This is a genomic window from Rhizobium leguminosarum (assembly GCF_004123835.1).
Lineage (GTDB): Bacteria > Pseudomonadota > Alphaproteobacteria > Rhizobiales > Rhizobiaceae > Rhizobium > Rhizobium leguminosarum_M.
Genome location: NZ_MZMU01000003.1, coordinates 1436518 through 1460951, shown reverse-complemented (window position 1 = coordinate 1460951; position 24434 = coordinate 1436518). Strand labels below are relative to the sequence as shown.

The window sequence follows — 24434 nt, the reverse complement described above, 5'->3', positions numbered from 1 at the left end:
TTATCCCATGTAGCCGTACATGGGGAAGCGGTCGGTGAGGCTGACCACCTTGCCGCGCACGGCGGCTTCGACTGCGGCGTTGCCTTCATCGGAATTGGCGACCTTCAGACCGTCGAGGACCTCAACGATAAGATTGCCGATCTCGCGGAATTCCGCTTCCTTGAAGCCGCGGGTCGTGCCGGCCGGTGCGCCGAGGCGCACACCCGAGGTGACGAAAGGCTTTTCCGGATCGAAGGGGATGCCGTTCTTGTTGCAGGTGACGTAGGCGCGGCCAAGCGCTGCCTCGGCGCGCTTGCCGGTGGCATTCTTCTTGCGCAGGTCGACCAGCATCAGGTGGTTGTCGGTGCCGCCGGAGACGACGGCGAGGCCGCCCGATATCAGCGTTTCGGCAAGAGCCTTGGCGTTCTTGACCACCTGGGCCGCATAGTCCTTGAATTCCGGCTGCAGCGCCTCGCCGAAGGCAACGGCCTTGGCGGCGATGATGTGCATCAGCGGGCCACCCTGCAGACCAGGGAAGACAGCCGAATTGAACTTCTTCGCCAGATCCTCGTCATTGGTGAGGATGACGCCGCCGCGCGGGCCACGCAACGACTTGTGGGTCGTCGTCGTCGCGACATGGCAATGCGGGAACGGCGACGGATGAACGCCACCGGCGACAAGGCCGGCAATATGGGCCATGTCGACCATGAGGTAGGCGCCAACCGAGTCGGCGATCTCGCGGAAGCGCTTCCAGTCCCAGATACGGGAATAGGCAGTGCCGCCGGCGATGATGAGCTTCGGCTTGGTTTCCTCGGCCTTGCGGGCGACTTCATCCATGTCGAGCAGGTTGTCACCTTCGCGCACGCCGTAGGAGACGACGTTGAACCACTTGCCGGACATGTTGACCGGCGAACCATGCGTGAGGTGGCCGCCCGAATTCAGGTCGAGCCCCATGAAGGTATCGCCGGGCTGCAGCAGCGCCAGGAACACGGCTTGGTTCATCTGCGAACCGGAATTCGGCTGGACGTTGGCGAAATTGACGCCGAACAGCTTCTTGGCGCGCTCGATCGCCAGTTCCTCGGCAATATCGACGAACTGGCAGCCGCCGTAATAACGCTTGCCGGGATAACCCTCGGCATATTTGTTGGTCATGATGGAGCCCTGGGCTTCCAGCACGGCGCGGGAGACGATGTTCTCAGAAGCGATCAGTTCGATCTCGTGCCGTTGGCGACCGAGTTCCTTTCCGATCGCGCCGAAAATGTCCGGATCGACGTCCGCAAGCGAGCGATTGAAGAAGGATTCGGTGGAAGCATTGGTCATGGGCGGGCTCCTCAACTGGAATGCGCTGAGGTATTAGCCTTCCCCCGTGGCGAGGGCAATACGGAGAACGACATTTGCTGAGCAAAGCGCGCGCGCCCGCTCTTTTGCGGTCGTACGACGCCGAAGCCTGGCGCCCATACCAGGGAGTGCCTCTCCGGACATAAAAAACCGCGCCGGAAAAGCGCGGTTTTCAATCACGGTGCAGAGGTCGCCGCTTATTACTGAACCGGCTGTTCCATGCCAGCCGTGGTGTCGAGCGCCAGCTCGGCATTGCCGTCCATCTGATAGATGTCGTCGCGGAACTGGACGATGCCGTCGGGCATGCCCCAGGCAGAGATATAGACGAAGTAAACCGGAACTTCCGCAGCGAGTTTGATCGGCGTGTTGACGCCGGTTGCGATCACCTGCTCCATCTGCTGGCGGTTCCAGCCGGGGGTTTCGCGCAGCAGCCAGTTCGTCAGGTCGCGCACGTTCTGAACGCGGACGCAGCCCGACGATTCAAAGCGCATGAGCTTGTTGAACAGGCCCTGCTGCGGCGTGTCGTGCATATACTCGCCGTTCTTGTTGTAGAAGTTGATCTTCGTCGACGCCATGGCATTGGTCTTGCCGGGGTCCTGACGGAACATCAGGTTCGGCGCCTCGCCGTTCCAGTCGATGGTCTCGGGGGCGACTTCATTGCCCTTGCCGTCCAGCAGACGAATGGCATTCTTTTCGAGATAGGTCGGATCCTTGCGCATCAGCGGCATGATGTCCTTCTCGACGATCGAGCGCGGCGCAGTCCAATAAGGATTGAGGATGACCTCGTAAATCTTCGAGTTGACGAGATGCGTCGGGCGACTCAAGCGGCCGACAACCGCGGTGTGGCGCGTCGCGACACTGCCGTCTTCAACAGCCTCGACATAGGCGGCCGGGATGTTGACCATCAAGTGACGGCGGCCCAAATCTTCAGGGAAGGTCTGCAAACGGACGACATTGGTGTTCAGCTGCTGCAGGCGGACATCGGCGGGGATGTTCATCGCCTTCAGCGTGAATTCGCCGAGAACGCCGTCGGCCGGCAGGCCGTGACGCGCCTGGAAGCGCTTGACGGCGCCGTCGACATAGGAATCGAAGGCGTTGGACAGGCCGGCCTCGCGCGGCAGATCGCCGGTGATCGCAAGGCGCTGGCGCAGCGCCTGGACGGCGGGAGAGCTGACGCCGAGCTGCAGGCGCTGGTCACCGGGATTGACCTCAGGCCAGCCGCCGGCTGCGGCGATCTGCTGATACTGCATAATTGCCTGCTGGGCGCTTGCGACCGATTGAGGCCCGAGGATCGGCGTGTTGGAAACCATGGCGGTTGCCGTGCGCGACGCCGCCTTGGCGTCGAACTGGTCGTCCCAGTTGCCGCGGCGCGGCGCATTGATCAGCGTATCGAGCGCCGATTGCGCGAATGCCGGCGCGGCAAGCGCGCCGGCGCCAACCGTTGCCGCAGACGCAAGGAAGGCGCGGCGCGAGAGAGCTTCAATTCCGTTTTTCTTCGACATAGTCCCAACCACTGAATGCCGCTATAAAGAGAATCTGCGGCCTTTTGCGATATCACTGCGCTTTAACGCAGATCCCAGTCCATTCGTTGTTCCGGCGCACCGAAAAATTCCGCTTGCCCCATCACAAGATTGCGACGCGGCAGCCTGAACATCCTGATCGGTCTATTGAAAGCGCCGGTTGTTAAGCCTTCCGCTGCCACACCAATATGGCCAATTCGTGTTGCCGGCCGGAAGACGGACTTGCCGACTGCCGGAAACAGGACGCAACGAACCATATGACGGGGTAAAGCGTGCCGGTTAATAACGGCTAAAAAACGGCTTGAATACACGCGAGAACGCTTGACCCGCCCTGCGTTGCAAAGATGCCACGCGAGAACAAACGGCAAAACCGGACGCGCAGGGACGCATCCGGTTTTGGTCAACCCTGGAAGGAGGTCAGGGGTCTCAGAGGCGATACAAGATCTGGTCGTTCCAGAAACGGTCCAGACGCTGCAGCAGTTTGTTCATCTGCGTGAACTCGTCGGTGCCGATGCCGCCGACCTTGTCGATCGAGGCGATGTGGCGTTCGTAGAGCTTGGCCACCGTTTCGGCGATGTCCTGGCCGGTCTCGGTCAGGCTGATGCGGACCGAGCGGCGGTCGATGCGCGAGCGCTGGTGGTTGATGAAGCCGAGATCGACCAGCTTCTTGACGTTGTAGGAAACGTTGGAGCCGAGATAGTAGCCACGCGAGCGCAGCTCGCCGGCGGTCAGCTCGGAATTGCCGATGTTGAAAAGGAGCAGCGCCTGGATGGCGTTGACATCGCTGCGACCCTGACGGTCGAATTCGTCCTTGATGACGTCGAGAAGACGACGGTGCAGACGTTCAACGAGATGAAGGGATTCCATGTAAAGATCACGGATGTCGTGGTCCTGCTGGTCACGGAAGGTCGATACCGCCTGCGGCTTGATTTTCGTGTTCATGTTAACTGCCTCACTGTTTGTTTAGCGGTGTGTTTTCTTCCCGCCTTGAGTGAGACCCTATCGAATACATATAAAATTCGACTTAAACCGCAGGCTTAACGGAGCCTTACCGGTAACTCCACGTTGTCTCAGGGTAAATCAACACTTACCTGGCGGCGATGCCGGCGCTTTTCCAGCCAGAGCAGCAGGCGGAAAATCAAGTAGACCGCGGCGACGATGACATGCAGCAGGATGATCAGCTGATTGGGGCCGAAAATATCCGGCAGCAGGCCATACATGAGGATTTGTCCGCCAGCGGCCAGCACCCAGATGACCGGCCCCCAGGAGACGGTCAGCCAGAGGCCGAGGGAGGCGACGGGGAAGAGCACGGCGAGGCTGGTGCTCGCCACTTTCCATGGCAGGCTCAAAAGATCGAAGCGGCCGGCGCCGACCAGCGAATAGCCGACGAGCATCGCCCAATATTGCAGGCCGAACCAGAAGCAGGATAAGGCAACCAGTCTCAGGAAGAGAATGAAGAGGATATCCGCCAGTGTGCGTTTCGGTATCGTCGGGGATTCGGTTTCCATAGCGCAGACATCGGTTTGGGGTTGCATCTTCATAAAGAACGCTGCGTGTCTGACAAGACGCGCTGGAGAACGCTTTATCACTTTGAGTTTGCGCATACCCCCGAAAAATCGATTCCGATTATCGGCATCATGCGCCAGAGGTTCTTCCGCCGCGGCCAATCGTCCGGTTTGGATTTTCCAGGCGCCATGATAATGAGCGCTCCGATAAATGGAATGGGCCAGGGACAGATATCATGCAGGACAGGACTCATCTCGTCGACGACATCACCGGCCATCGCCGCATGCGGCGCAACCGAAAGGCGGATTGGACACGCCGGCTGGTGCAGGAGAACCGGCTGACGGTCGACGACCTGATCTGGCCGATCTTCATCGTGCCGGGTTCGGGCATCGTCGATCCGATCCCGGCCATGCCCGGCGTCAACCGGATGAGCATCGATAAGGCCGTCGAAGCCGCGCGCGAAGCGGCGGGCCTCGGCATTCCCGCACTCGCCACCTTTCCGAATATCGAGATGGAACTGCGCGACGAGACCGGCTCGAACAGCCTCGAAGCCAACAACCTGATCAATCAGGCGACGGCGGCGATCAAGAAGGCGGTGCCTAATATCGGCATCATCACCGACGTCGCGCTCGATCCTTTCACCAGCCACGGCCATGACGGCATCCTCAGAGGCGGCGAGATCGTCAACGACGAGACGGTCGACCAGGTGGCGCGCGCCGCCGTGATGCAGGCGGATGCGGGCGCCGATATCATCGCGCCGTCGGAGATGATGGACGGACGCATCGGCGCGATCCGCATGGCGCTGGATGCAGCCGGCCACCAGAGCGTCGGCATCATGAGCTATGCGACGAAGTTTGCCTCCGCCTTCTACGGTCCCTATCGCGAGGCGATCTCGACTGGGGGGCTGCTGAAAGGCGACAAGAAGACCTATTATATCGACCCCGCCAACGGCACCGAGGCGATCCGCGACGCGGCCCTCGACGTCGAGGAAGGCGCCGACATGCTGATGGTCAAGCCCGGCCTGCCCTATCTCGATATCTGCTGGCGGATGAAGGAGGCCTTTGGGTTGCCGACCTTCGCCTACCAGGTTTCAGGCGAATATACGCAGATCAAGGCGGCGGCGATGAATGGCTGGATCGACGGCGAGCGGGCGATGCTCGAAACGCTGCTGTCGTTCAAGCGGGCGGGATGCGACGGTGTCCTCACCTATTTCGCGGTCGAAGTGGCAAAAATTCTCGCAAAGCGGTGATTGGGCCGAACCGGCCCAAAATCATCCGAATCTAGGGCAAATATTGCATTTTGCCCTGCCGATACCATATCAGCGGCATCGTTTTTCCGCAGGAGATTGAGATGAGCTACAACCCCAATCCGCTTTATGCCGCACCGGAGGACTGGCGCGCCTATAGCGGCGTGTTGAGCCGCCGGGTCTTCGCCTTCATTCTCGACTACGTCATCGTGGCGCTGCTCTGCATTCCCGCAGCGATTGTGCTGTTCTTCCTGTCGATCGTCACGTTGGGGCTCGGCTTCTTTCTCTACCCTGCCCTCTTCGTCATCGTCGCCGGCATTTACTTCGGCCTGACGGTGGGCGGACCGAGCCAGGCCTCGCTCGGCATGCGCGCGATGGGGATCGCAATCGTGCGCGTCGACGGACGGCCGATGGATTTCATGACAGCGATCGTGCATCTGGCGCTGTTCTGGATCCTCAACTCGGTGCTGACGCCGCTCATCCTGCTTGCCGGCCTGTTCATCGAACGCAGCCGTCTCGTTCACGACCTGCTGGTGGGCACGGCGACGGTGCGCACGGCCTGAGACTTTGGCTGAAACCCTAACTGCAATCCCGGGCGGAGACGAAATAAAGTCTCCGCCTTCTCTTTGCCGACGAGCGCCGGCGCTCCATATCTAAAATTAGAAGACTGATATGAAGGGCGAAGAGCGCCCCGCTGTTGACGTTTTTTATTCTTAGGTCATGCTGTCAGGAAACGGCACGGTCTCGACAAGGAAATTTCCGCGACAAATGAATACGCAGACGACGCCATCCCCGCAGTTTTATCTGACGGCCCCGGCTGCGTGTCCGTACCTGCCGCATGAGATGGAGCGCAAGGTGTTCACCCATCTGGTCGGCCCGCGCGCCGCCGAGATGAACGACATCCTGACGCAGGGTGGTTTCCGCCGCTCGCAGAACATCGCTTATCGCCCGGCCTGCGAATCCTGTCGCGCCTGCGTTTCCGTGCGAATTCTCGCCCAGGAATTCGAGCCGACGAAATCGATGAAACGGGTGCTTGCCGCCAATTCCGACGTCATCGCCACCGAATTCGCAGCCCAGCCTTCCAGCGAGCAATATTCGCTCTTCCGACGCTATCTCGATTTTCGCCACCAGCAGGGCGGCATGTCCGACATGACCGTGCTCGACTATGCCATCATGGTGGAAGACACGCATGTGAATACGAGAATCATCGAATACCGCCGGCGTGAGGAAGGCTCGGGACTGGAGCAGCGTCCGAAGGGCGAGCTGCTTGCCGCCGCCCTCACCGACACGATGAGCGACGGGCTGTCGATGGTTTATTCCTATTTCAATCCGGCGCTTGAGCGGCGTTCGCTCGGCACCTTCATGATTCTCGACCATGTCAGGCGCACAAAAGCGCTGGGACTGCCGCATGTCTACCTCGGCTACTGGGTTCAAGGGTCGCGGAAAATGGACTACAAGACGCGCTATCAGCCGCAGGAGCATCTGACCCCGCGCGGCTGGGAACGCTTCGATCCCTCATCCATGCCCGAGAGCACCCACGACTGAAATGACTGCTCTTTCCGACCATCGGAAGGGCCTGCTGCTGACGGCGATCGGCGGACTGGCGCTTTCCGTGGATATCCCGCTGATAAGGCTTGCAGACGGCGAGCTGTGGTCGATCCTGGCCGCGAGAAGCATCGCGACCCTTATCGTGACGCTTCTGGTCGCCACCGTGCTCAGGATTGCCAAGGGGCGATGGCCAGTGCTCGTGCCGGGCTGGCCGGGCCTCGTCACCGGCCTGCTTTACGGGCTGACGACGGTGATCTTCCTTCTCGCCGTTTTCAACACCTCGACGGCCAATGTCGTTTTCATCGTCGCCTTCAATCCGATGTTCGCCGCGCTTCTTTCCTGGATTTTCCTCAAGGAGCGGCCGGCGCTAGCAACGCTGATCGCCATGGGAGCGATGATCTTCGGCGTCGGCCTGATCGTGCGGGACGGGCTTTCGGGCGGCCATCTCTTCGGCGATATCATGGCGCTGCTGACCGCCTTCATCATTGCCGCCGCCATCACCATCAGCCGCGCCTCCCGCCGGGAGATGGGCTTCGTCTCGCTGCTTTCGACGGCGCTGCCGGCGGCGGTCGGCCTGATCTCGGTCATGCCGGCAGGTGGTTTTTCGATCGAGCATCCCGCCTGGATCCTCTTCAACGGCGCGGTGATGATGCCGCTTGCCTTCTGGTGCTTGGCAACCGGACCGCGTTACCTTTCCGCGCCTGAAGTCGGCATGTTTTATCTGCTCGAAACCGTACTTGCACCGATCTGGGTCTGGCTGATCTTTGCCGAAACGCCGGCGAGGATGACACTGGTCGGCGGTGGCATCCTGGTGGCGGCGATCGCAGCGCATTCGGTCTGGATGGCGCGAAGGAAAAGCATCGTTCAAATGGCAGGCTAGGACATTGTCGCCGTTTCGCCACCGTGTTATAACGCCGTTACCACACAGAGGATGAAGCGATGAACGTCACAATTCGCAAGATCGGCAATTCCGAGGGTATTATCATCCCCAAGGAAACCCTCGACCGTCTTGGATTGAAGACCGGCGATTCACTGGAATTGCAGTTGGAAAACGGCGGCATCACTTTGAAGCCAGCCGATGAGGATTTGTCTCGTCAGCTCGAGGCGGCACGATATTTCATGGACAAGTATAAGGTCGCCTTGAAAAAGCTGGCCGAATAATGGCTTTCAAATTCCTGACGAGACCGTTGGTCGAGAGCCTGCAGAAAATGCAGATCGAGCGCTTCGGCGGTCTCCCGGGACTGCGTGACGAAGGCGCGCTGGAATCTGCTCTCGGCCGGCCGATGCACAAGGCAAATTACGGCTGCGACGACGTCATCGAACTCGCCGCCGCATATCTTTTCGGCCTTGCCCGCAACCACGCATTCGTTGACGGCAACAAGCGCATCGCGATCGTAACCGCCGGCGTGTTCCTTCTGGAAAACGGCTACGAGATCGAAACGACCGATGCCAATCTCTACGCTTTCGTTCTTGCCGTAGCCGCCGGCGAGATCGACGAAGAAGGTGCGACCCGCTTCCTGCAAGATTTCAGCATACCGCTTAACCCGTCGCCTTGAACTGCTCCTGCTCCAGTTCCCTGCCAAGACCTTCGACCACATGCGCCCAGCCTTGCCGGGTCTTTTCCTCGTGTTCGGCCCATTCGGCGCACATTTCATGGGTCAGCGTCAAACGGCTGCCGCCGCCGAGAGGCTCGATGTTGATCTCGACGCGGTCGCAATTGTGATCGTGCTCCTCGACGGAGAAGCTGAAGACCATGCGCTGCGGGCGCTTCAATTCCAGGAAGACGCCTTGGTGAAAGGCGTCGCCGGTCGGGCGGCGGTCGACGACGAAGAAACGGCCGCCGACACGCGGATCGATATCGGCGCGGATGACATGACCGTCATCCGTCGCAAACAGAAAGCGGCGCGCGATTTCAGGGTTGAGCCAAGCGTCGTAGACGACAGCAGGCGGCACTTTGTAGGTGTGGCTGACATGCAATTTTATGGTGCTCGCGGGCATCGATTTTCCTCCGGTAGTGGCGCGCACACTCCTCCCGTGCACGGCCTGCGGCCATTCCGTCCGCCTCCGGGGTCGGCCTGCTCATATTTTTGCTAACATCTTTGAGATAGAGGAGTTGTCGCCTCCGCCAAGACGCGGCAGCGGAATTTACTGCATCATTTTATCCTTATATCGAAATCGATTTATGGATGAAACGATGCAGCAACTCCAAGTTTTACAACGTGCATTGCGCGTCTGAAAAGACGCACAGCGTTGTCACACCTCAGCCGGCGAATTTGCCGCTGCGCGGGAAGCCCTTGGGCACGGTGCGGCCGGCGGTGGCGCGGTCGGCCAGCCATTCGGCAAGCTCGTCCTTGTTCTTCGTGAACGTGCGGCCGGCGCTGTCCTCCCAGACAAGGCCGTCTGATATCGCGAAGCAGCGGACGTCGGAAATGCCGCCATCCTTGTAGCGCTGCAGACGCACGCCCTTGCCGCGCGACATTTCCGGCACCTGCGCCAGCGGGAAGACCAGCAGCTTGCGGTTTTCGCCGACGACGGCGACATGGTCGCCGCTGACGGGCACGAGCAGCTGCGTTTCCTCGGGCAGCCCGACATTCATGATCTGCTTGCCCTTGCGCGTATTGGCGACCAGCTCGGCCTCCGGAACGACGAAGCCGTTGCCGGCGGTCGAGACGATCAGTTGCTTGCGCGAGGGATCATGGACGAAAGCGGTCAGCACCGCCTGGTCGTTATCCATATCGACGATGATGCGAAGCGGCTCGCCGTGACCGCGACCGCCCGGTAGTTTGTCGCCGCCGAGCGTGAAGGCCTTGCCGCCTGTCGTAACGATCAGGATCTTGTCCGTCGTCTGCGCCGGGAAGGCGATCTTCAAGCCGTCGCCTTCCTTGAAGGTCAGCGTCGCCGTATCGGCGATATGGCCCTTCAATGCGCGGATCCAGCCCTTTTCGGAAATGACGACGGTGATCGGTTCCTTCTCGATCATTGCCTGCTGGATTGCTTCCTCGTCGGTCTCGGGCGCGTCGGCAAACTGGGTGCGGCGGCGGCCGACTTCGGTCGCCTTGGCGAATTTCTTCTTCACTTCGCCGATTTCCCAGGCGACCGTCTGCCACTGCTTGTCGTCGGAGGAAAGCAGTGCCTCGATCTCGCCCTTCTCCTTGGTGAGTTCGTCGAATTCCTTACGGATCTCGAACTCTTCCAGCTTGCGCAAGGCGCGCAACCGCATATTGAGGATCGCTTCGACCTGATTGTCGGTGAGATCCCAGCGCGCCATCATCACAGGCTTCGGCTCGTCCTCCTCGCGGATGATGCGGATGACCTCATCGATGTTGAGGTAGGCGACCAGCAGGCCGCTGAGGATTTCGAGGCGTCTGTCGATCGCCGCCAGGCGGAAGCGCGAGCGGCGCTGCAGAACTTCGCGGCGGTGGTCCAGCCACTCCTTCAACACCTCGTTCAGCGCCATGACCCGCGGGATGCGGCCCATGGAGAGCACGTTCATGTTGAGCGGGAAGCGGCTTTCCAGCTCCGTCAGCTTGAACATCGATTCCATCAGGATCGTCGGATCGACGCTGCGGGTCTTCGGCACGAGCACGACACGAATGTCTTCGGCCGATTCGTCGCGGATATCTTCCAGCAGCGGCAGCTTGCGGGCGATCAGCAGTTCGGCGATCTTCTCGATCAGCCGCGATTTCTGCACCTGGAAGGGAATTTCGGTGATGACGATCTGGTAACCGCCGCGGCCGAGATCTTCCGTCTGCCATTTCGCCCGCACGCGGAAACCGCCGCGCCCGGTGCGGTAGCTCTCGATGATGCTGTCGCGGTTGTCGATGATGATGCCGCCGGTGGGGAAATCCGGGCCGGGAATGAATTCGACCAGCTTTTCGACGGTCGCATCGGGATGTTTGATCAGATGCAGGGCGGCGTCGCATAGCTCGTGGGCATTGTGCGACGGGATCGAGGTTGCCATGCCGACGGCGATGCCGGAGGAGCCGTTGGCGAGCAGGTTCGGGAAGGCGCCCGGAAGGACGACCGGCTCGGTATTCGATTCGTCGTAAGTATCACGGAAATCGACGGCATCCTGATCGATGCCTTCGAGCAGCAGTTCCGAGACCGCCGTCATCTTCGATTCGGTGTAACGCATGGCGGCGGGGCTATCGCCGTCGATATTGCCGAAATTGCCCTGGCCGTTGACCAGCGTGTAGCGCTGCGAGAAATCCTGGGCGAGACGAGCAAGCGCATCGTAGATCGACTGGTCGCCGTGCGGATGGTAGTTACCCATCACTTCGCCGACGATCTTGGCGCATTTCCTGAAGGCTGTATTCGGCCTCAGCCCCATCTCGTTCATCGCATAGACGATGCGGCGATGGACAGGCTTCAGCCCGTCGCGCACGTCAGGCAAAGCGCGGTGCATGATGGTCGACAGCGCATAGGCGAGATAGCGCTGCTCGAGCGCCGCCTTGAGGTCGACCGGCTGGATGTGATCGTCGTCTCCGCCTGAAGGCGGCAAAATCTCTTGTCCCATAGGTTCTGACTAGCTCAGAAGAGGCCGGCGGGCAAGGAATCGGGGCCATTGCAGCTGTGGATGAAGTCTTGGGACCGACATCAAAGGATGAGACAAACGCTCCGCCCCAATTTGGACTTCGTTTGCCGTTCCTCTCAACAAAAATTTAGAGGTCGGCAAATATAAAGCAGGCCCAATCCGTAGTAGCGTCACTGCAGATTTCCAACCGCCACCACGCCACCAGAGGAATCACCCCATGAACTTTTACCGGACAACGCGGCTGATGCTGTCGAGCGCAGCCTTTTTCTCGCTTGCGGGCTCGGCTTTCGCTCTCGACGGCGCCGATCTGCTGAAGAAGCTCAATGCCGCCTATGCCGCACAGGGCGGAACGATTTCGGCTGACAGCGTCGATATCGACGGCACGACCGCGACGCTGAAGAATGTCAGCGTCAAATCGGCCGGCGGCGAAAGCCTGGCCGTTGGCGAAGTCACCCTTTCCGGCGTCGAAGAAGACGAGGACGGCGGCTATTACATCGAAGAGGCTGCCTTCCCCGATATAAACACCACGAAAGACGGCGTCACGGTCACCGCGCAGGAGCTGACGCTCGGCGGCATCTCGATCCCGGCAACGCCGGGCGGCGATACGCTCGATACCATGATGCTCTACGAAACTGCCCATACCGGACCACTGAAGGTGGTCAAGGATGGGGCGGAATTGTTCTCGGTGCTCGAAAGCGACGTCAACCTGACGCTGCGCGAAGACGAATCCGGCTTCGATTTCGACGGCGCCTTCAAAAGCATGAAGGCCGACCTCAGCAAAGCCGAGGATCCGCAGAGCAAGGACGCGATCGAGAAGCTGGCCCTGCAGCACGTCCAGGGCGACATCACCATGAAGGGCGCCTGGGAACTCGCCCCCGGCACGATCGACATTTCGGAATTCGCCTTCGACTTCACCAACATCGGCAAGCTGAACCTCGGCTTCAAGATCTCGGGCTACACGATGGCCTTCGTGAAGTCGCTGCAGGATGCGATGAAGCAATCCGAAGCCAACCCGAACAAGGAAGAATCGCAGCAGGCGCTCGGTCTTGCCATGCTCGGCCTGATGCAGCAGCTGTCCTTTGAGGCCGCGCAGGTGCGTTTCGAAGATGCCTCGATCACCAAGCGCGCGCTCGATTATGCCGGCGCACAGCAGAACATTTCCGGCAAGCAGATGGCGGATTCGCTGAAGGCGATGACCCCGATCATGCTGGCGCAGCTCAATATTCCGGAACTGCAGAACGCCGTTTCGGCTGCCGTCAACACCTTCCTCGACGATCCGAAGAGCCTGACCGTCAAGGCCGCTCCCGAAAAGCCGGTGCCGTTCCCGACGATCGTGGGCGCCGCCATGGGCGCTCCAAACACGCTGCCGCAAGTGCTTGGCGTCAAGGTTACCGCCAACGACTGATCGCTTTGATCTTGCGATAAGGGGCCCGGCAGTCGTGAACTGCCGGGCCTTTTCGTTTTCAGGCGCGGTGGCGGCCGACCTCGGCGATGGCGAGGGCTGCGAGGTCAAGCAATTCCTCTAGCGATGCACCGTCCCTCGCCTGCACCGACATTCCCTGGATGATGGCGCCAAGAAACCGCGCCAGCGCGCGAGCATTCGTCCCGGTCTTGATGTCGCCCTCGCGGATGCCACGCTCGATCCTTGCCGCGAAAGCATCCAGCGACCGACGACGCAGCGCCGCAACATGGTCGGCGATCACGGCGTTCTCGCTGGCGCAGTTCAGCACAGCCGTCGAGATCATGCAGCCTTTCGGATGCTCCGGAGCCGAGAAAATCGCGGCCGAGCCCCGCAATATGCGCTCGAATGCGGAGACGGTGTCGATCGGCTCGCTGAGCGCGGAAAACGTATCGGCGCCCAGCCCGCGATATTGCTCCAGCGCCGCGCGATAAAGATCGGCCTTCGAGTTGAAGGCGGCATAGAGGCTTTGCGGTGTGATGCCCATGGCGGCGGTGAGATCGGCGATCGAGGCGCCCTCATATCCATGCGCCCAGAAGGTCTCGCGCGCCGCCGACAGCACGGTCTCGCGGTCGAAAGCCGGCGGTCGGCCGCGTCGGCGGGAGGTAGAATTTTTCATGTCCGTAGTATTTTTCACAATGATCACTCTATAAATTCGAAGCGGCTTTCTATATTCAGGAACGGTCATTGTGATTATAGAAGGTTTAATCTGATGAGTCTTCCCCTCGAAATGGCAGACGCCGACAGGAATTCATCGCTTGCAGCTGCAGTCGATGCGGCCATCACAAGTGCTCTCGACGACAAACGGCTTGTGGGAACGGTGGTGCTTATCGCCCGTGACGGAGAGATCGTCCATCGCCGCGCCGCCGGCCTTGCCGACCGCGAAAGCGGTCTGCCGATGCGCGAGGACACTATTTTCAGACTTGCCTCCATCACCAAGCCGATCGTCACCATCGCCGCGATGCGGCTCGTCGAGCAGGGAAGAATCGGGCTCGACGACCCGGTGACGAGGTGGCTGCCGGACTTCCGACCGAGGAAGCCTGATGGCAGCGAAGCAATCATTCGCATTCGCCACCTGCTGACCCATACGTCCGGCCTCAGCTACAGCTTCTTCGAAGAGGACGGTTCTTATGCCCGCGCCGGCGTTTCCGACGGCCTCGACGAACCGGGACTGCCGCTGGCCGAGAACCTGCGTCGGATCGCCAGCGCGCCACTGCGCTTCGCGCCGGGCAGCGACTGGCAATATTCCGTCGCCATGGATGTTCTGGGCGGCGTCATCGAGGCGGAAACCGGCGTGCCGCTGGGCGAGGCCGTCGCCGATCTGGTGACGAAACCGCTTGGCCTTGCCGATACCGCCTTTTCGGTTCGCGATCGCAGCCGGCTGGCAGCGGCCTATATGAACGCTTCACCGGAACCGGCGCTGATGGGCGAGACTGCGCTGGTGATGTCGCTGATGGGTCCCATCCGCTTCGCGCCGAACCGCATCTTCGACCCCGCCTCCTATCATTCCGGCGGCGCCGGCATGGCGGGAACGGCGGGTGATATCCTCGCCATACTCGAAACCATCCGTAGGGGCGGCGCACCGCTGCTCTTGACCGAAACCGCAGGGATGATGACGACGGACCAGGCCGACGGCCACCGCCAGCAGCACGAACCCGGCTCCGGCTTTGGCTTCGGCTGGTCAGTCATCACCAATCCGGCCGAGGCAGGCGTCCCTTTCCCCAAGGGTACGTTGAAATGGGGCGGCGTCTACGGCCATAGCTGGTTCATCGACCCGGTCAACGGGCTGACCGTCGTTGCGCTGACCAACACGACGCTGGAAGGCATGTGGGGCAAGTTCACGGTCGATCTTCGCGAGGCGATCTACGCGTCATTGTGAGCGACCGAACAAAATGAAAAGCCCGGCGATTTGCCGGGCTTTTGCATTTTGGATCAGATGATCTCAGTCTTTCTTGACCGGCGGGATCGGCCGGATCGAGAGCTCGCGCAGCTGCGTCGGCGCTGCCGGGCTCGGCGCGCCCATCAGCAGGTCCTGGGCCTGCTGGTTCATCGGGAACAGCGAGATTTCGCGCAGGTTCTTCGCGCCGACGAGCAGCATGACGATACGGTCGATACCGAAGGCGGCGCCACCATGCGGCGGGGCGCCGTACTGGAAAGCACGGTAGAGGCCGCCGAAACGATCCTCGACGTCCTGCTGGCTAAGGCCGACCTTCTCGAAGGCGGCGACCATGGTTTCCGGCGACTGGTTACGGATCGAGCCCGAGGCAATTTCGAAGCCGTTGCAGACGGCGTCATACTGGAACGCCTTGATGGTCAGCGGATCCTGGTTCTGAAGCGCGTCGAGGCCGCCCTGCGGCATGGAGAACGGGTTGTGCGCGAAATCGACCTTCTTTTCTTCCTCGCTCCATTCGAAGAACGGGAAGTCGACGATCCAGCAGAGTTCGAAACGGTCGCGATCGACAAGGTTCAGCTCTTCGCCGGCCTTGGTGCGGGCTTCACCGGCAAACTTGTAGAACTTCGCCGGATCGCCGGCAACGAAGAAGCAGGCGTCACCGTCATCGAGGCCGAGCTGGGTACGGATCGCGTCGGTGCGCTCCTCGCCGATGTTCTTTGCAAGCGGGCCGGCGCCCTCGAGCTTGTCACCTTCCTTGCGCCAGAAGATGTAGCCGAGGCCGGGCTGCCCGGTCGACTGCGCCCAGGCATTCATGCGATCGCAGAACGCTCTGGAACCGCCGGTCTTGGCCGGAATAGCCCAGATCTCGACCTTCGGGTTGGAGGCGATCATGCCGGCGAAAACCTTGAAGCCGGAGCCGGCAAAATGCTCGGTCACGGCCTGCATGACGATCGGGTTGCGCAGATCGGGCTTGTCGGAGCCATATTTGCGGATCGCCTCATCATAGGGGATGCGCGGCCATTCCTTGGTGACCGGCTTGCCTTCGGCGAATTCCTCGAAGATCGAGGTCATCAGCGGGCCCATCGTGTTCCAGACGTCTTCCTGGGTGACGAAGCTCATTTCGAGGTCGAGCTGGTAGAATTCGCCCGGCAGGCGGTCGGCGCGCGGGTCTTCATCGCGGAAGCACGGCGCGATCTGGAAATAGCGGTCGAAGCCCGCCACCATCAGCAGTTGCTTGTACTGCTGCGGCGCCTGCGGCAGCGCGTAGAAAGTGCCGGGATGGATGCGGCTCGGCACCAGGAAGTCGCGCGCGCCCTCCGGCGAGGAGGCCGTCAGGATCGGGGTCGTATATTCGGTAAAGCCGACATTGCCCATTTCGCGGCGCATGGCCGAGATGACCTGGGTGCGCTTGACGATGTTCTTGTGCAGCGTTTCGCGGCGAAGATCGAGGAAACGATACTTCAGGCGGACGTCTTCGGGATAGTCCGGCTCGCCGAAGACCGGCAGCGGCAATTCCTTCGCGGCGGAGAGGACTTCGATCTCCTGCGCGTAGAGCTCGATCTCGCCGGTCGCCATGGTCTTGTTGACGGTGTCTTCCGTGCGGGCCTTGACGAGGCCATCGATACGGATGACCCACTCACCGCGCACGGTTTCCGCCATCTGGAAGGCCGGGCTGTCGGGATCGGCAACGACCTGGGTGATGCCGTAATGGTCGCGAAGGTCGATGAAGAGAACGCCGCCATGGTCGCGAACGCGGTGAACCCAGCCGGAGATACGGACGGTCGAGCCGACATCCGACTTGCGGAGGGCGGCGCATGTGTGGCTGCGATAGCGATGCATGATCTCAAATCCTGGCATGTGGCTTAAGACGGCAGCAAGGGTTCCAAGACCCTCAAGCGCCGACAAGAAAATCGGGCGGAAAAGCGCATGGACGCTCCGATTTGTCAAGGCTTGGCGCACGCGGACGAGCGTTTGGCACGCGTTTATGGCGAGGCTGCGACCGGTATGCTGCGGCAGTTTGGCCGCGCTTCCTGTATTGATGAAGATGCCGGTCAACTTTAAAAGGATCGGCATTCTCACCGTGGAGCATCCGCATGCCTCTCCTTAACCGCCGCAACCTTCTAAAGGCATCCGCTGTGGCGGGTGCTTATGGCGTCGGCATCGGCATTGCCGGTAAATTCGGGTTTGCCGAGGCGGCTCCCGAGCCGCAGCTGCTGACGGCGGTGAAGACCGAGGCCATGCTGACCGAGGCGGGACCGACCAGGGATATCATGAGCTGGGGCCATGACGGCATGCCGCCGGTTCTGAGAATGACAAAGGGGCGACCCTATGCGGCGCGGCTGCAAAACGGGCTCGACGAGCCGACGACGATCCACTGGCACGGGCTTCGCATCGACAACCGCATGGACGGCGTGCCGTTCATGACGCAGCCCTACGTCTATACCGGCGACAGCTTCGACTATGCCTTCACGCCGCCCGATGCCGGCACCTTCTGGTATCATCCGCATTGCAACACGCTGACACAGATGGGGCACGGCATGACCGGCGTCATCGTCGTCGAAGATCCGGCCGATCCGCAATTCGATGCCGAGGTGGTGCTGAACCTGCGCGACTGGCGGCTCGGCGGCAACGGACAATTCATCGCCCCCTTCCGGCCGCGCGACGCTGCCAAGACCGGCACCTACGGCACGGTGCGCACCGCCAACTGGCACCAGGAGCCGCGATATGACGCGCCGGCCGGCGGGCTTGTGCGGCTGCGCATTGCCGTCACCGACGTGACGCGGATCTTCTCGCTGAAGATGGAAGGCGCCGAGGCCATCGTCATTGCGATCGACGGCAATCCGGTGCCGAAGCGTTTCCCCCTCGACCTCCTGCAGATCGGACCGGGTCAACGGCTCGATCTTGCCGTGCGCATGCCTGATGGTGAAGGCGCGGTCGCGACGCTCGAGGATATCCGCGGCACGGCGCCGAAGACGATCGCCAGCCTGCGCGCGGTCGGATCAACGTTGAAGCGTGCCATCGGCGATCTTGGGCCGCTTGTCGACAACCCCGTCCCGAAGGCCGATCTAACCGCTGCCGAGCAGATCCCGCTGATACTGAGCGCCACCGCCGAGAATGCCGCCGTCGAAAGCATCTGCGGCACGCTCGGCTACAGTTTCTGGGCCATCAACAAGGTGCCGTGGCCAGGCGACACGCCCGATCCGACGGCGCCGCTTGCGGAATTGAAGCTCGGCAAGAGCTATGTCTTCAATCTGGAGAATACAACGCCGCATGCCCATCCGATCCATCTGCACGGGATGAGCTTCACGGTGATCTCCTCCTCGACGCGGGAGGTGATGCCGCTCATCTCCGACACCTATCTCATTCAGCCGGACGAGAAGGTGCAGCTTGCCTTCGTCGCCGACAATCCCGGTGACTGGCTGCTGCATTGCCATATCATCGAGCACCAGAAGACGGGGATGACGAGTTATCTCAGGGTCAGCTGAGGATTCCTGCACTTTCACCGCGATTGCCGCCGTGCATCGCGCCGTGCCTCAGTTTGGACGTGATTCTTAGCCAGCAATGCTCGAAGCGTATGCTGTTGTATTGACATATCGAACCGAAAGGAGAAGGAAGGTTTAACCGACCTTTTCCTTGCGAATGAATTGATATGATCGAAACCACCGCCGATTTGGCGGCCGCCTGCAAAGAGCTGGCCAAGTCCGACTTCATCACCATCGACACCGAATTTCTGCGCGAAACGACCTTCTGGCCGGAGCTCTGCCTGATCCAGATGGCAAGTCCAACGACGGAAGTTCTCGTCGACCCGCTGGCCAAGGGCATCGATCTCGCCCCCTTCTTCGAGCTGATGGCCGATACGAAGGTGCTGAAGGTCTTTCATGCGGCGCGTCAGGACATCGAAATCATCTTCAATCGCGGCAATCTCATTCCGCATCCGATCTTCGACACGCAGGTCGCCGCAATGGTCTGCGGCTTCGGCGACAGCGTCTCCTATGACCAGTTGGTCAGCCGCATCAAGAACGTCCATATCGACAAGTCGTCGCGCTTCACCGACTGGAGCCGCCGGCCGCTCTCGGACAAACAGCTGGATTATGCGCTGGCCGACGTCACCCACCTGCGCGACGTCTACCTGTCGCTGAAGGCGGAACTCGAACGCGAAGGCCGCACCTCCTGGCTCTCCGAGGAAATGGACATTCTCGAGTCGCGCGAAACCTACGACATGCATCCAGACGATGCCTGGCAGCGGCTGAAGATGCGCCTGCGCAAGCCGCAGGAGCTGGCGATCCTGAAATATGTCGCCGCCTGGCGTGAACGCGAGGCGCGGGCCCGCAACGTGCCGCGTTCGCGGGTGCTGAAGGATGATGCGATCTACGAGATCGCCCAGCAGCAGCCCAAGGATACCGAGGCGCTCGGCCGTCTGCGCACCATTCCGAAGGGTTGGGAGCGTTCGACTTCCGGCGCCGCGGTCATCGAGGCCGTCAACACCGCGCTTGCTCTACCGAAGGCCGATATGCCGCATGTGCCACGCCAGGCGCAGGCGCCCGAAGGGGCCGCTGCTGCCGTCGAATTGTTGAAGGTTCTGCTGAAGCTGATTTCGGAAAAACATGGCGTGGCGCCGAAGGTGATCGCCAATAGCGAAGATCTCGACAAGATCGCCGCCGAGGGCGAGAAGGCCGAAGTCGCTGCCCTGCACGGCTGGCGGCGCGATCTTTTCGGCGAGCCGGCACTGCAACTGATCCAGGGCGCGATCGCCCTGCGCTTCGTCGACCGGAAGGTCGAAACCGTCAGCCTCTGAGGCGACTGCATCACGCCTTAAATCGGCATCGATTTAAGGATAAAATTATGCACCCATTCAAAGTGCTACAGCGCCGCGCGTCTGAAAAAGACGCGCGGCGCTGTAATTTCGAATTCGCTTGACGGTTTTTTCCGGCCTGAAACAATGGCGGGAAGAAACATCACGGCGCAGAGGCGGCATGCGGGAAATATCTCCGACACAGAATTGGATCCTGATCACGATCGTCCTTGCGGCCAGCGGCGTCATCTATGATCTGATGTTCTACTCCAATCAGACGCCGGTTATCGGGGCGATCTTCGCGCTCTTCATCGGCATGCCGATCCTCGCCTTCGAGCGCAAGGTGCTGTTTCGAGCACTTTACAGGCGCATCCAGAAGCTGCCGACCTTCGCCTTCATCATCACCGAGCTGCTGATCTACGAAATTCTGATGAGCATCGGCTTTGCCTGCGCCGGCCTGCTGCTCTGGTGGCTCGGCATGGTGAAGCCGGTGTCGCTCCTCGACCTCGTCATCATGCCGTTCGAGGTCTTCCTCTATGCGCTTGCGGTCTGCACGATGCTGATCTTCGTCTTGCGCGTGCGGGAACTGCTTGGTCGTGAAGTTTTCCTCAGCATGCTCATCAGCCGCTACCGCAATCCGGTCAGGGAAGAGCGCGTCTTCCTGTTCATCGACCTCGTCGATTCGACGGCATTTGCCGAAAAGCACGGCGACCTCAGGGCGCAACAGCTGCTGAGTTCGCTGTTTGCGACCTTCGCCGAGCCCGTCAGGCGTCACAAGGGCATGATCAACGACTATGTCGGCGATGCTGCGATCATCACCTGGCCACTTGCCCGCGGCGTCAAGGATGCGCGTTGCGTGCGCTGCATCTTCGATATCCTCGCCGATATCGAAGCCAATGCCGCCGGCTGGCGAAAGAATTACGGGCAAGTGCCGAAGCTCCGCGCCGCCCTCCACGGCGGCGAGATCATCACCGCCGAAATCGGCGTCGACCATCACAAGATCAGCTATTTCGGCGATACGGTGAACACCACCGCCCGGCTGGAAACGCTCTGCCGCAGTCTGAACCGATCGGTTCTGATCTCCAGCGAGCTTGCCCGCCGCATGAAATTTCCCGACGACATATCCTGCGAGGATCTCGGCACCCATGCCGTGAAGGGCCGCGGCCAGGCGCTCGGCGTCATGGCGCTTTCCTCGCGCGCGGTCACCGTGCTGAACACGCCGGCGGTCATTCTGCACGGCTGAGCAGGACGTCACCAAAGCTTCACCCAACCGTCAATTCGCTGACACGGAAGCCCTGCTAAGCGGAAGGCCTTTGCAATCCGTTCCACGGGGATATTATGAAGAACGTCCTTTTTGCTTCCGTATCGCTTTTCATCCTGGTCGCAGGCGCCGCTTCCGCCGACCAGCAGCAGTTTCCGGCCAAGCTCGCCGGCCAGGCGATCCTGCCTGCCAACACCATGGTTCCGGCGCCGTCCGATGCCCCCGAATTTCTCAAGCATTCCGGCAAGTTTACAACGCCGGACCGCAAGCGCACCGAAGCGCTCGGCACCGTTCCCGGTAAGGATGGCGCCCGCGTCACCGATCTGAAGCTTCCTTTCGACGGCCAGCCGATCCAAGGCTTCTCCGGCGTCAAGACGATGGCCGACGGCACCTTCTGGACGCTCTCCGACAACGGCTTCGGCTCGAAGTCCACCTCGTCGGACTCCATGCTCTTCCTACACCAGATGAAGTTCGATTGGGCCGGCAACAAGGCTGAAGTCGTCAAGAACCTCTTCCTCTCCGATCCCAACAAGATCGCTCCCTTCCCGATCGTTCTCGAAGGCACCGACACGCGTTATCTCACCGGCGCCGACTTCGACATCGAATCGATCCAGCCGGTCGCCGACGGTTTCTGGCTCGGCGACGAATTCGGTCCCTACATTCTGAAGTTCGACACGTCAGGCCGCCTCACCGACGTCATCCCGACGACGCTCGACGGCAAGCCGGTGCTTTCGCCCGACAATCCGCTTCTCTCGGTCCCGGCCAACCCGGCCGCCAAGATGCCGGTCTTCAATCTGAAGCGCTCCGGCGGCTTCGAGGGCCTCGCCATGTCGAAGGACGGCGCCAAGCTCTACGGCCTGCTCGAAGGCGCCATCTACAAGGATGACGGCACGGTGGAAACGGTCGACGGCCACACCGCCATCCGCGTCATCGAGTTCGATGTCGCTTCGAAGAAGTGGACCGGCCGCAGCTGGCTCTATCCGTTCGAGGACAAGGGAGTGTCGATCGGCGACTTCAACATGCTCGACGACACCACCGCTCTCGTCATCGAGCGCGACAACGGCGCCGGCACGACGGACAAGGCCTGCGCCGACCCGAAACAGCCGAAGCCGGATTGCTTCGAAGCTCCGGCCGTGCTGAAGCGCGTCTACAAGATCGAGTTCAACGATGCCAATGTCGGCAAGTCTGTCCGCAAGATCGGTTATATCGACCTCCTGAACATCCAGGACCCCGACAACAAGAAGAAGGCCGGCAGCAAGGACGGCGTCTACGACATGCCGTTCGTGACGATCGAAAACGTCGACCGCGTCGACGCCACGCACATCATCATCGGCAACGACAACAACCTGCCCTTCTCGGCCGGCCGCGCCGTTGACAAGGCCGACAATAACGAGTTCAGCCTGCTCGAGGTCGGCGAGTTTTTGAACGCGAAGTAATTCGAGCGTGATGTGAGATAGAGAGGGCGGTGCGCAGGTGCCGCCTTTTTGTTTGGGGCAGCAAGTCATTGCCTCAACCTCTTCCATTCCCGTGACGAGCACCGGTGAAAGAGCAAGCAGCCGCCTCGTCCGTTCCCTCGGCTTCTGGTAGATGAGAGAGGAATGCGGCGCAGCTACATACCTCTTCTCCCCAGCGGGGAGAAGGTGCCGGCAGGCGGTTGAGGGGGTGAGCGGCAAGGCCGCGAATGCACTGAGCGCAAGCGAAGGGCAGCATAAAGGGGCGTGCCGTGCGACCCCCCTCATCCGACCCTTCGGGCCACCTTCTCCCCGCTGGGGAGAAGAGGGAACAAGCAGCGACCTGAGTATCCCATCACGGGGCGAACTGCGGGACTGCGCTACTCGAACCGAAACGCCAACCGCTTGTTCGTCAACTTCGAAAGCTGCTGCAGGCGGCCGTCCAGGCGTTCGCCGGCGAAGTCGCGATACTCGGGAGGCACGACGAATTCGAGGTCGAGGTCCGGGCTCGAGGATTTGCGGAAGGTCAGGTTCTTGACGATGCCGGGCATCGAAGCCGAGAAGAGGTAGACGACACGCAGCATGCCGCCGAGCAGCTTGGCGCGCTCGATGAGCTGCGGCGTGGCGATCTGCGCCAGCGGGCCGGTGGCGCCGTCGTCATGCAGGCCTTCGAAGCGGTAATAGTTGGAAAGCGCGATGAAAGCGCGGCCGGGATGACTGATGCCGACGAAGGAAGAGTGGGCGATGACGTTCAGCGCCTGCAGGCCGCGATAGTCGGGATGAGCGCGCCAGCTGATATCGGCCAGCAGACAGGCGGCCTGACGGTAGCGGCTTTCCTCGCCGGTTTCCTGGATGCCGAAAAGGGGCATCATGCGGCCGGTCCACTCCGCCAGCTCGCGGGCATGCTCCGGCGAACGGGCACGCAGGATCGCCAGTTCGCCGGCGGCGGCAAGCAGCGGATCCAGGCGGCGCTCGGACTCCGACAGCAGCGAATAGAGATACCCCTCGCGCACGCCCTGCGCCGAGAAGGAAATCACCGACGGCTTCATCGCGCTCAGCACTTCCTTCATGGCGATAGCGCCGAAGGGCAGCAGCGAACGGCGGTGCTTGGAAACGGCCTGCAGCGCCGGCTCCCTGGAATCGCGCGCAGTCACCTGTTCGAGGAACAGCATCATCGCTTCGAAAGACACCTCATAGCCCTGCATCATATGCAGCGGATAATGGGTGATTTCCATGTGCAGCTTGGCAATGTTTCGCCAGGTGCCGCCGACGGCGTAGAAGGTGCGCCCCTCGCCTTTCGACAATAGCTTTGCCGTTTTCAGCTGCTTGCGGGCAAAGGTCTGGGCCTTGGAGAGCGAACCGCCGGCATATTCCGACAGGCGCAGGCCGCCAAGCGGCAGCGTAATGCCCTTGCCGACTTCCTTGCCCTTGATATCGATCAGCTCGAGCGAGCCGCCGCCGAGGTCGCCGGCAATGCCGTCAGGATTGTAGAAACCGCTGATGATGCCGAGCGAGGCGAATTTCGCCTCCTCCTCGCCGGAGAGCACGCGGACCTTGCGGTTAAGGATGGTTTCTGCCTGATGGATGAAATCAGGACCGTTGCTCGCCTCGCGTGCGGCCGCCGTCGCCAGCACATACATAGTGGCAGCGCGCGCCTGGTCGGACAGGGCCTTGAAACGGTGCAGCGCCGCCAGAGCCCGGCCGACGCTGTCTTCATCCATCTTGCCGGTAAGGGCGACGCCCTTGCCGAGGCCACAAAGGACCTTTTCATTGAAGAGGACGGTCGGCGAACGGGACATGCCTTCGTAGACGACAAGACGAATGGAATTCGATCCAATATCGACGACGGAGACCGGGGCGATCCCCGGAAGGCGCCCCTGGGCTTCAGATTCAACCATTTAGGTCC

21 protein-coding genes are annotated in these 24434 nt (G+C 61.1%); 12 read left to right on the top strand and 9 right to left on the bottom strand.

The features are described 5' to 3' along the window. From glyA to B5P46_RS11045, 4 genes are all read right to left on the bottom strand, one after another. Positions 1-1299 (bottom strand): serine hydroxymethyltransferase, encoded by a 1299-nt coding sequence (gene glyA / locus B5P46_RS11060; RefSeq protein ID WP_129418682.1) that lies wholly within the window; start codon positions 1297-1299, stop codon positions 1-3. 218 nt (positions 1300-1517) lie between these two features. Beyond that, positions 1518-2819, bottom strand: coding sequence for a L,D-transpeptidase family protein (locus B5P46_RS11055; RefSeq protein WP_077976188.1), 1302 nt, complete (start codon positions 2817-2819; stop codon positions 1518-1520). A 444-nt stretch (positions 2820-3263) separates the two neighbouring features. After that, entirely contained in the window at positions 3264-3779 is a 516-nt protein-coding gene (gene ldtR, locus B5P46_RS11050) for a transcriptional regulator LdtR (RefSeq protein WP_003547156.1), read from the bottom strand. A gap of 128 nt (positions 3780-3907) precedes the next feature. Continuing rightward, a complete protein-coding gene (locus B5P46_RS11045; protein WP_129418681.1) occupies positions 3908-4345 on the bottom strand; it encodes a DUF6163 family protein in 438 nt (145 codons plus the stop codon). Between the two features lie 233 nt (positions 4346-4578). Here B5P46_RS11045 and hemB point away from each other — a divergent pair, with 233 nt between their 5' ends. The 6 genes from hemB (at position 4579) to B5P46_RS11015 (ending at position 8693) form a co-directional block, all read left to right on the top strand. After that, positions 4579-5592, top strand: a complete 1014-nt coding sequence (hemB, locus tag B5P46_RS11040) for a porphobilinogen synthase (RefSeq protein ID WP_062940718.1) — start codon at positions 4579-4581, stop codon at positions 5590-5592. Positions 5593-5693: 101 nt separating this feature from the next. Next, entirely contained in the window at positions 5694-6152 is a 459-nt protein-coding gene (locus B5P46_RS11035) for an RDD family protein (protein WP_003547150.1), read from the top strand. A gap of 205 nt (positions 6153-6357) precedes the next feature. Continuing rightward, a complete protein-coding gene (locus B5P46_RS11030) occupies positions 6358-7134 on the top strand; it encodes an arginyltransferase (protein ID WP_129418680.1) in 777 nt (258 codons plus the stop codon). A gap of 1 nt (position 7135) precedes the next feature. Then, the gene (locus tag B5P46_RS11025; RefSeq protein WP_129418679.1) at positions 7136-8017 is read left to right on the top strand and encodes a DMT family transporter; all 882 of its coding nucleotides are present in this window, start codon (positions 7136-7138) and stop codon (positions 8015-8017) included. Positions 8018-8076: 59 nt separating this feature from the next. Continuing rightward, a complete protein-coding gene (locus tag B5P46_RS11020; protein ID WP_129418678.1) occupies positions 8077-8298 on the top strand; it encodes an AbrB/MazE/SpoVT family DNA-binding domain-containing protein in 222 nt (73 codons plus the stop codon). Beyond that, a complete protein-coding gene (locus tag B5P46_RS11015) occupies positions 8298-8693 on the top strand; it encodes a type II toxin-antitoxin system death-on-curing family toxin (RefSeq protein ID WP_129418677.1) in 396 nt (131 codons plus the stop codon). The genes B5P46_RS11020 and B5P46_RS11015 overlap by 1 nt, the downstream gene beginning before the upstream one ends. On the opposite strand, the gene B5P46_RS11010 is transcribed toward B5P46_RS11015, so the two are convergent. Together B5P46_RS11010 and parC are read right to left on the bottom strand one after the other, a co-directional pair. After that, positions 8677-9135: an SRPBCC family protein gene (locus B5P46_RS11010; RefSeq protein ID WP_129418676.1), complete on the bottom strand. Its 459-nt coding sequence runs from the start codon at positions 9133-9135 to the stop codon at positions 8677-8679. The genes B5P46_RS11015 and B5P46_RS11010 overlap by 17 nt on opposite strands. Positions 9136-9397: 262 nt before the next feature. After that, on the bottom strand, positions 9398-11653 hold the full coding sequence (parC, locus tag B5P46_RS11005; RefSeq protein WP_129418675.1) for a DNA topoisomerase IV subunit A: 2256 nt from the start codon (positions 11651-11653) through the stop codon (positions 9398-9400). Positions 11654-11888: 235 nt separating this feature from the next. Between parC and B5P46_RS11000 the strand changes: the two genes are divergently transcribed. Beyond that, positions 11889-13076 carry a hypothetical protein gene (locus tag B5P46_RS11000; protein WP_129418674.1) on the top strand — a complete coding sequence of 396 codons (1188 nt, stop codon included), beginning with the start codon at positions 11889-11891 and terminating at the stop codon, positions 13074-13076. A 58-nt stretch (positions 13077-13134) separates the two neighbouring features. Here the strand turns inward: B5P46_RS11000 and B5P46_RS10995 are convergent, their stop codons facing one another. Continuing rightward, positions 13135-13776, bottom strand: coding sequence for a TetR/AcrR family transcriptional regulator (locus B5P46_RS10995; protein ID WP_129418673.1), 642 nt, complete (start codon positions 13774-13776; stop codon positions 13135-13137). A gap of 66 nt (positions 13777-13842) precedes the next feature. Between B5P46_RS10995 and B5P46_RS10990 the strand changes: the two genes are divergently transcribed. After that, entirely contained in the window at positions 13843-15009 is a 1167-nt protein-coding gene (locus B5P46_RS10990; protein ID WP_129418672.1) for a serine hydrolase domain-containing protein, read from the top strand. A 63-nt stretch (positions 15010-15072) separates the two neighbouring features. Here the strand turns inward: B5P46_RS10990 and aspS are convergent, their stop codons facing one another. Further along, on the bottom strand, positions 15073-16863 hold the full coding sequence (gene aspS / locus B5P46_RS10985; RefSeq protein ID WP_129418671.1) for an aspartate--tRNA ligase: 1791 nt from the start codon (positions 16861-16863) through the stop codon (positions 15073-15075). A gap of 254 nt (positions 16864-17117) precedes the next feature. Here aspS and B5P46_RS10975 point away from each other — a divergent pair, with 254 nt between their 5' ends. The 4 genes from B5P46_RS10975 to B5P46_RS10960 all read left to right on the top strand — a co-directional run bounded on the left by B5P46_RS10975 (position 17118) and on the right by B5P46_RS10960 (position 22513). Next, positions 17118-18509, top strand: a complete 1392-nt coding sequence (locus B5P46_RS10975) for a multicopper oxidase family protein (RefSeq protein ID WP_129418670.1) — start codon at positions 17118-17120, stop codon at positions 18507-18509. Positions 18510-18673: 164 nt separating this feature from the next. Continuing rightward, a complete protein-coding gene (gene rnd, locus B5P46_RS10970) occupies positions 18674-19819 on the top strand; it encodes a ribonuclease D (RefSeq protein WP_025394006.1) in 1146 nt (381 codons plus the stop codon). 178 nt (positions 19820-19997) lie between these two features. Next, positions 19998-21059, top strand: a complete 1062-nt coding sequence (locus tag B5P46_RS10965; RefSeq protein WP_129418669.1) for an adenylate/guanylate cyclase domain-containing protein — start codon at positions 19998-20000, stop codon at positions 21057-21059. A 95-nt stretch (positions 21060-21154) separates the two neighbouring features. Beyond that, positions 21155-22513, top strand: a complete 1359-nt coding sequence (locus B5P46_RS10960) for an esterase-like activity of phytase family protein (RefSeq protein ID WP_129418668.1) — start codon at positions 21155-21157, stop codon at positions 22511-22513. Between the two features lie 395 nt (positions 22514-22908). Here the strand turns inward: B5P46_RS10960 and ppx are convergent, their stop codons facing one another. Beyond that, positions 22909-24426 (bottom strand): exopolyphosphatase, encoded by a 1518-nt coding sequence (gene ppx, locus B5P46_RS10955; RefSeq protein ID WP_129418667.1) that lies wholly within the window; start codon positions 24424-24426, stop codon positions 22909-22911. Between the last annotated feature and the right edge of the window lie 8 nt (positions 24427-24434).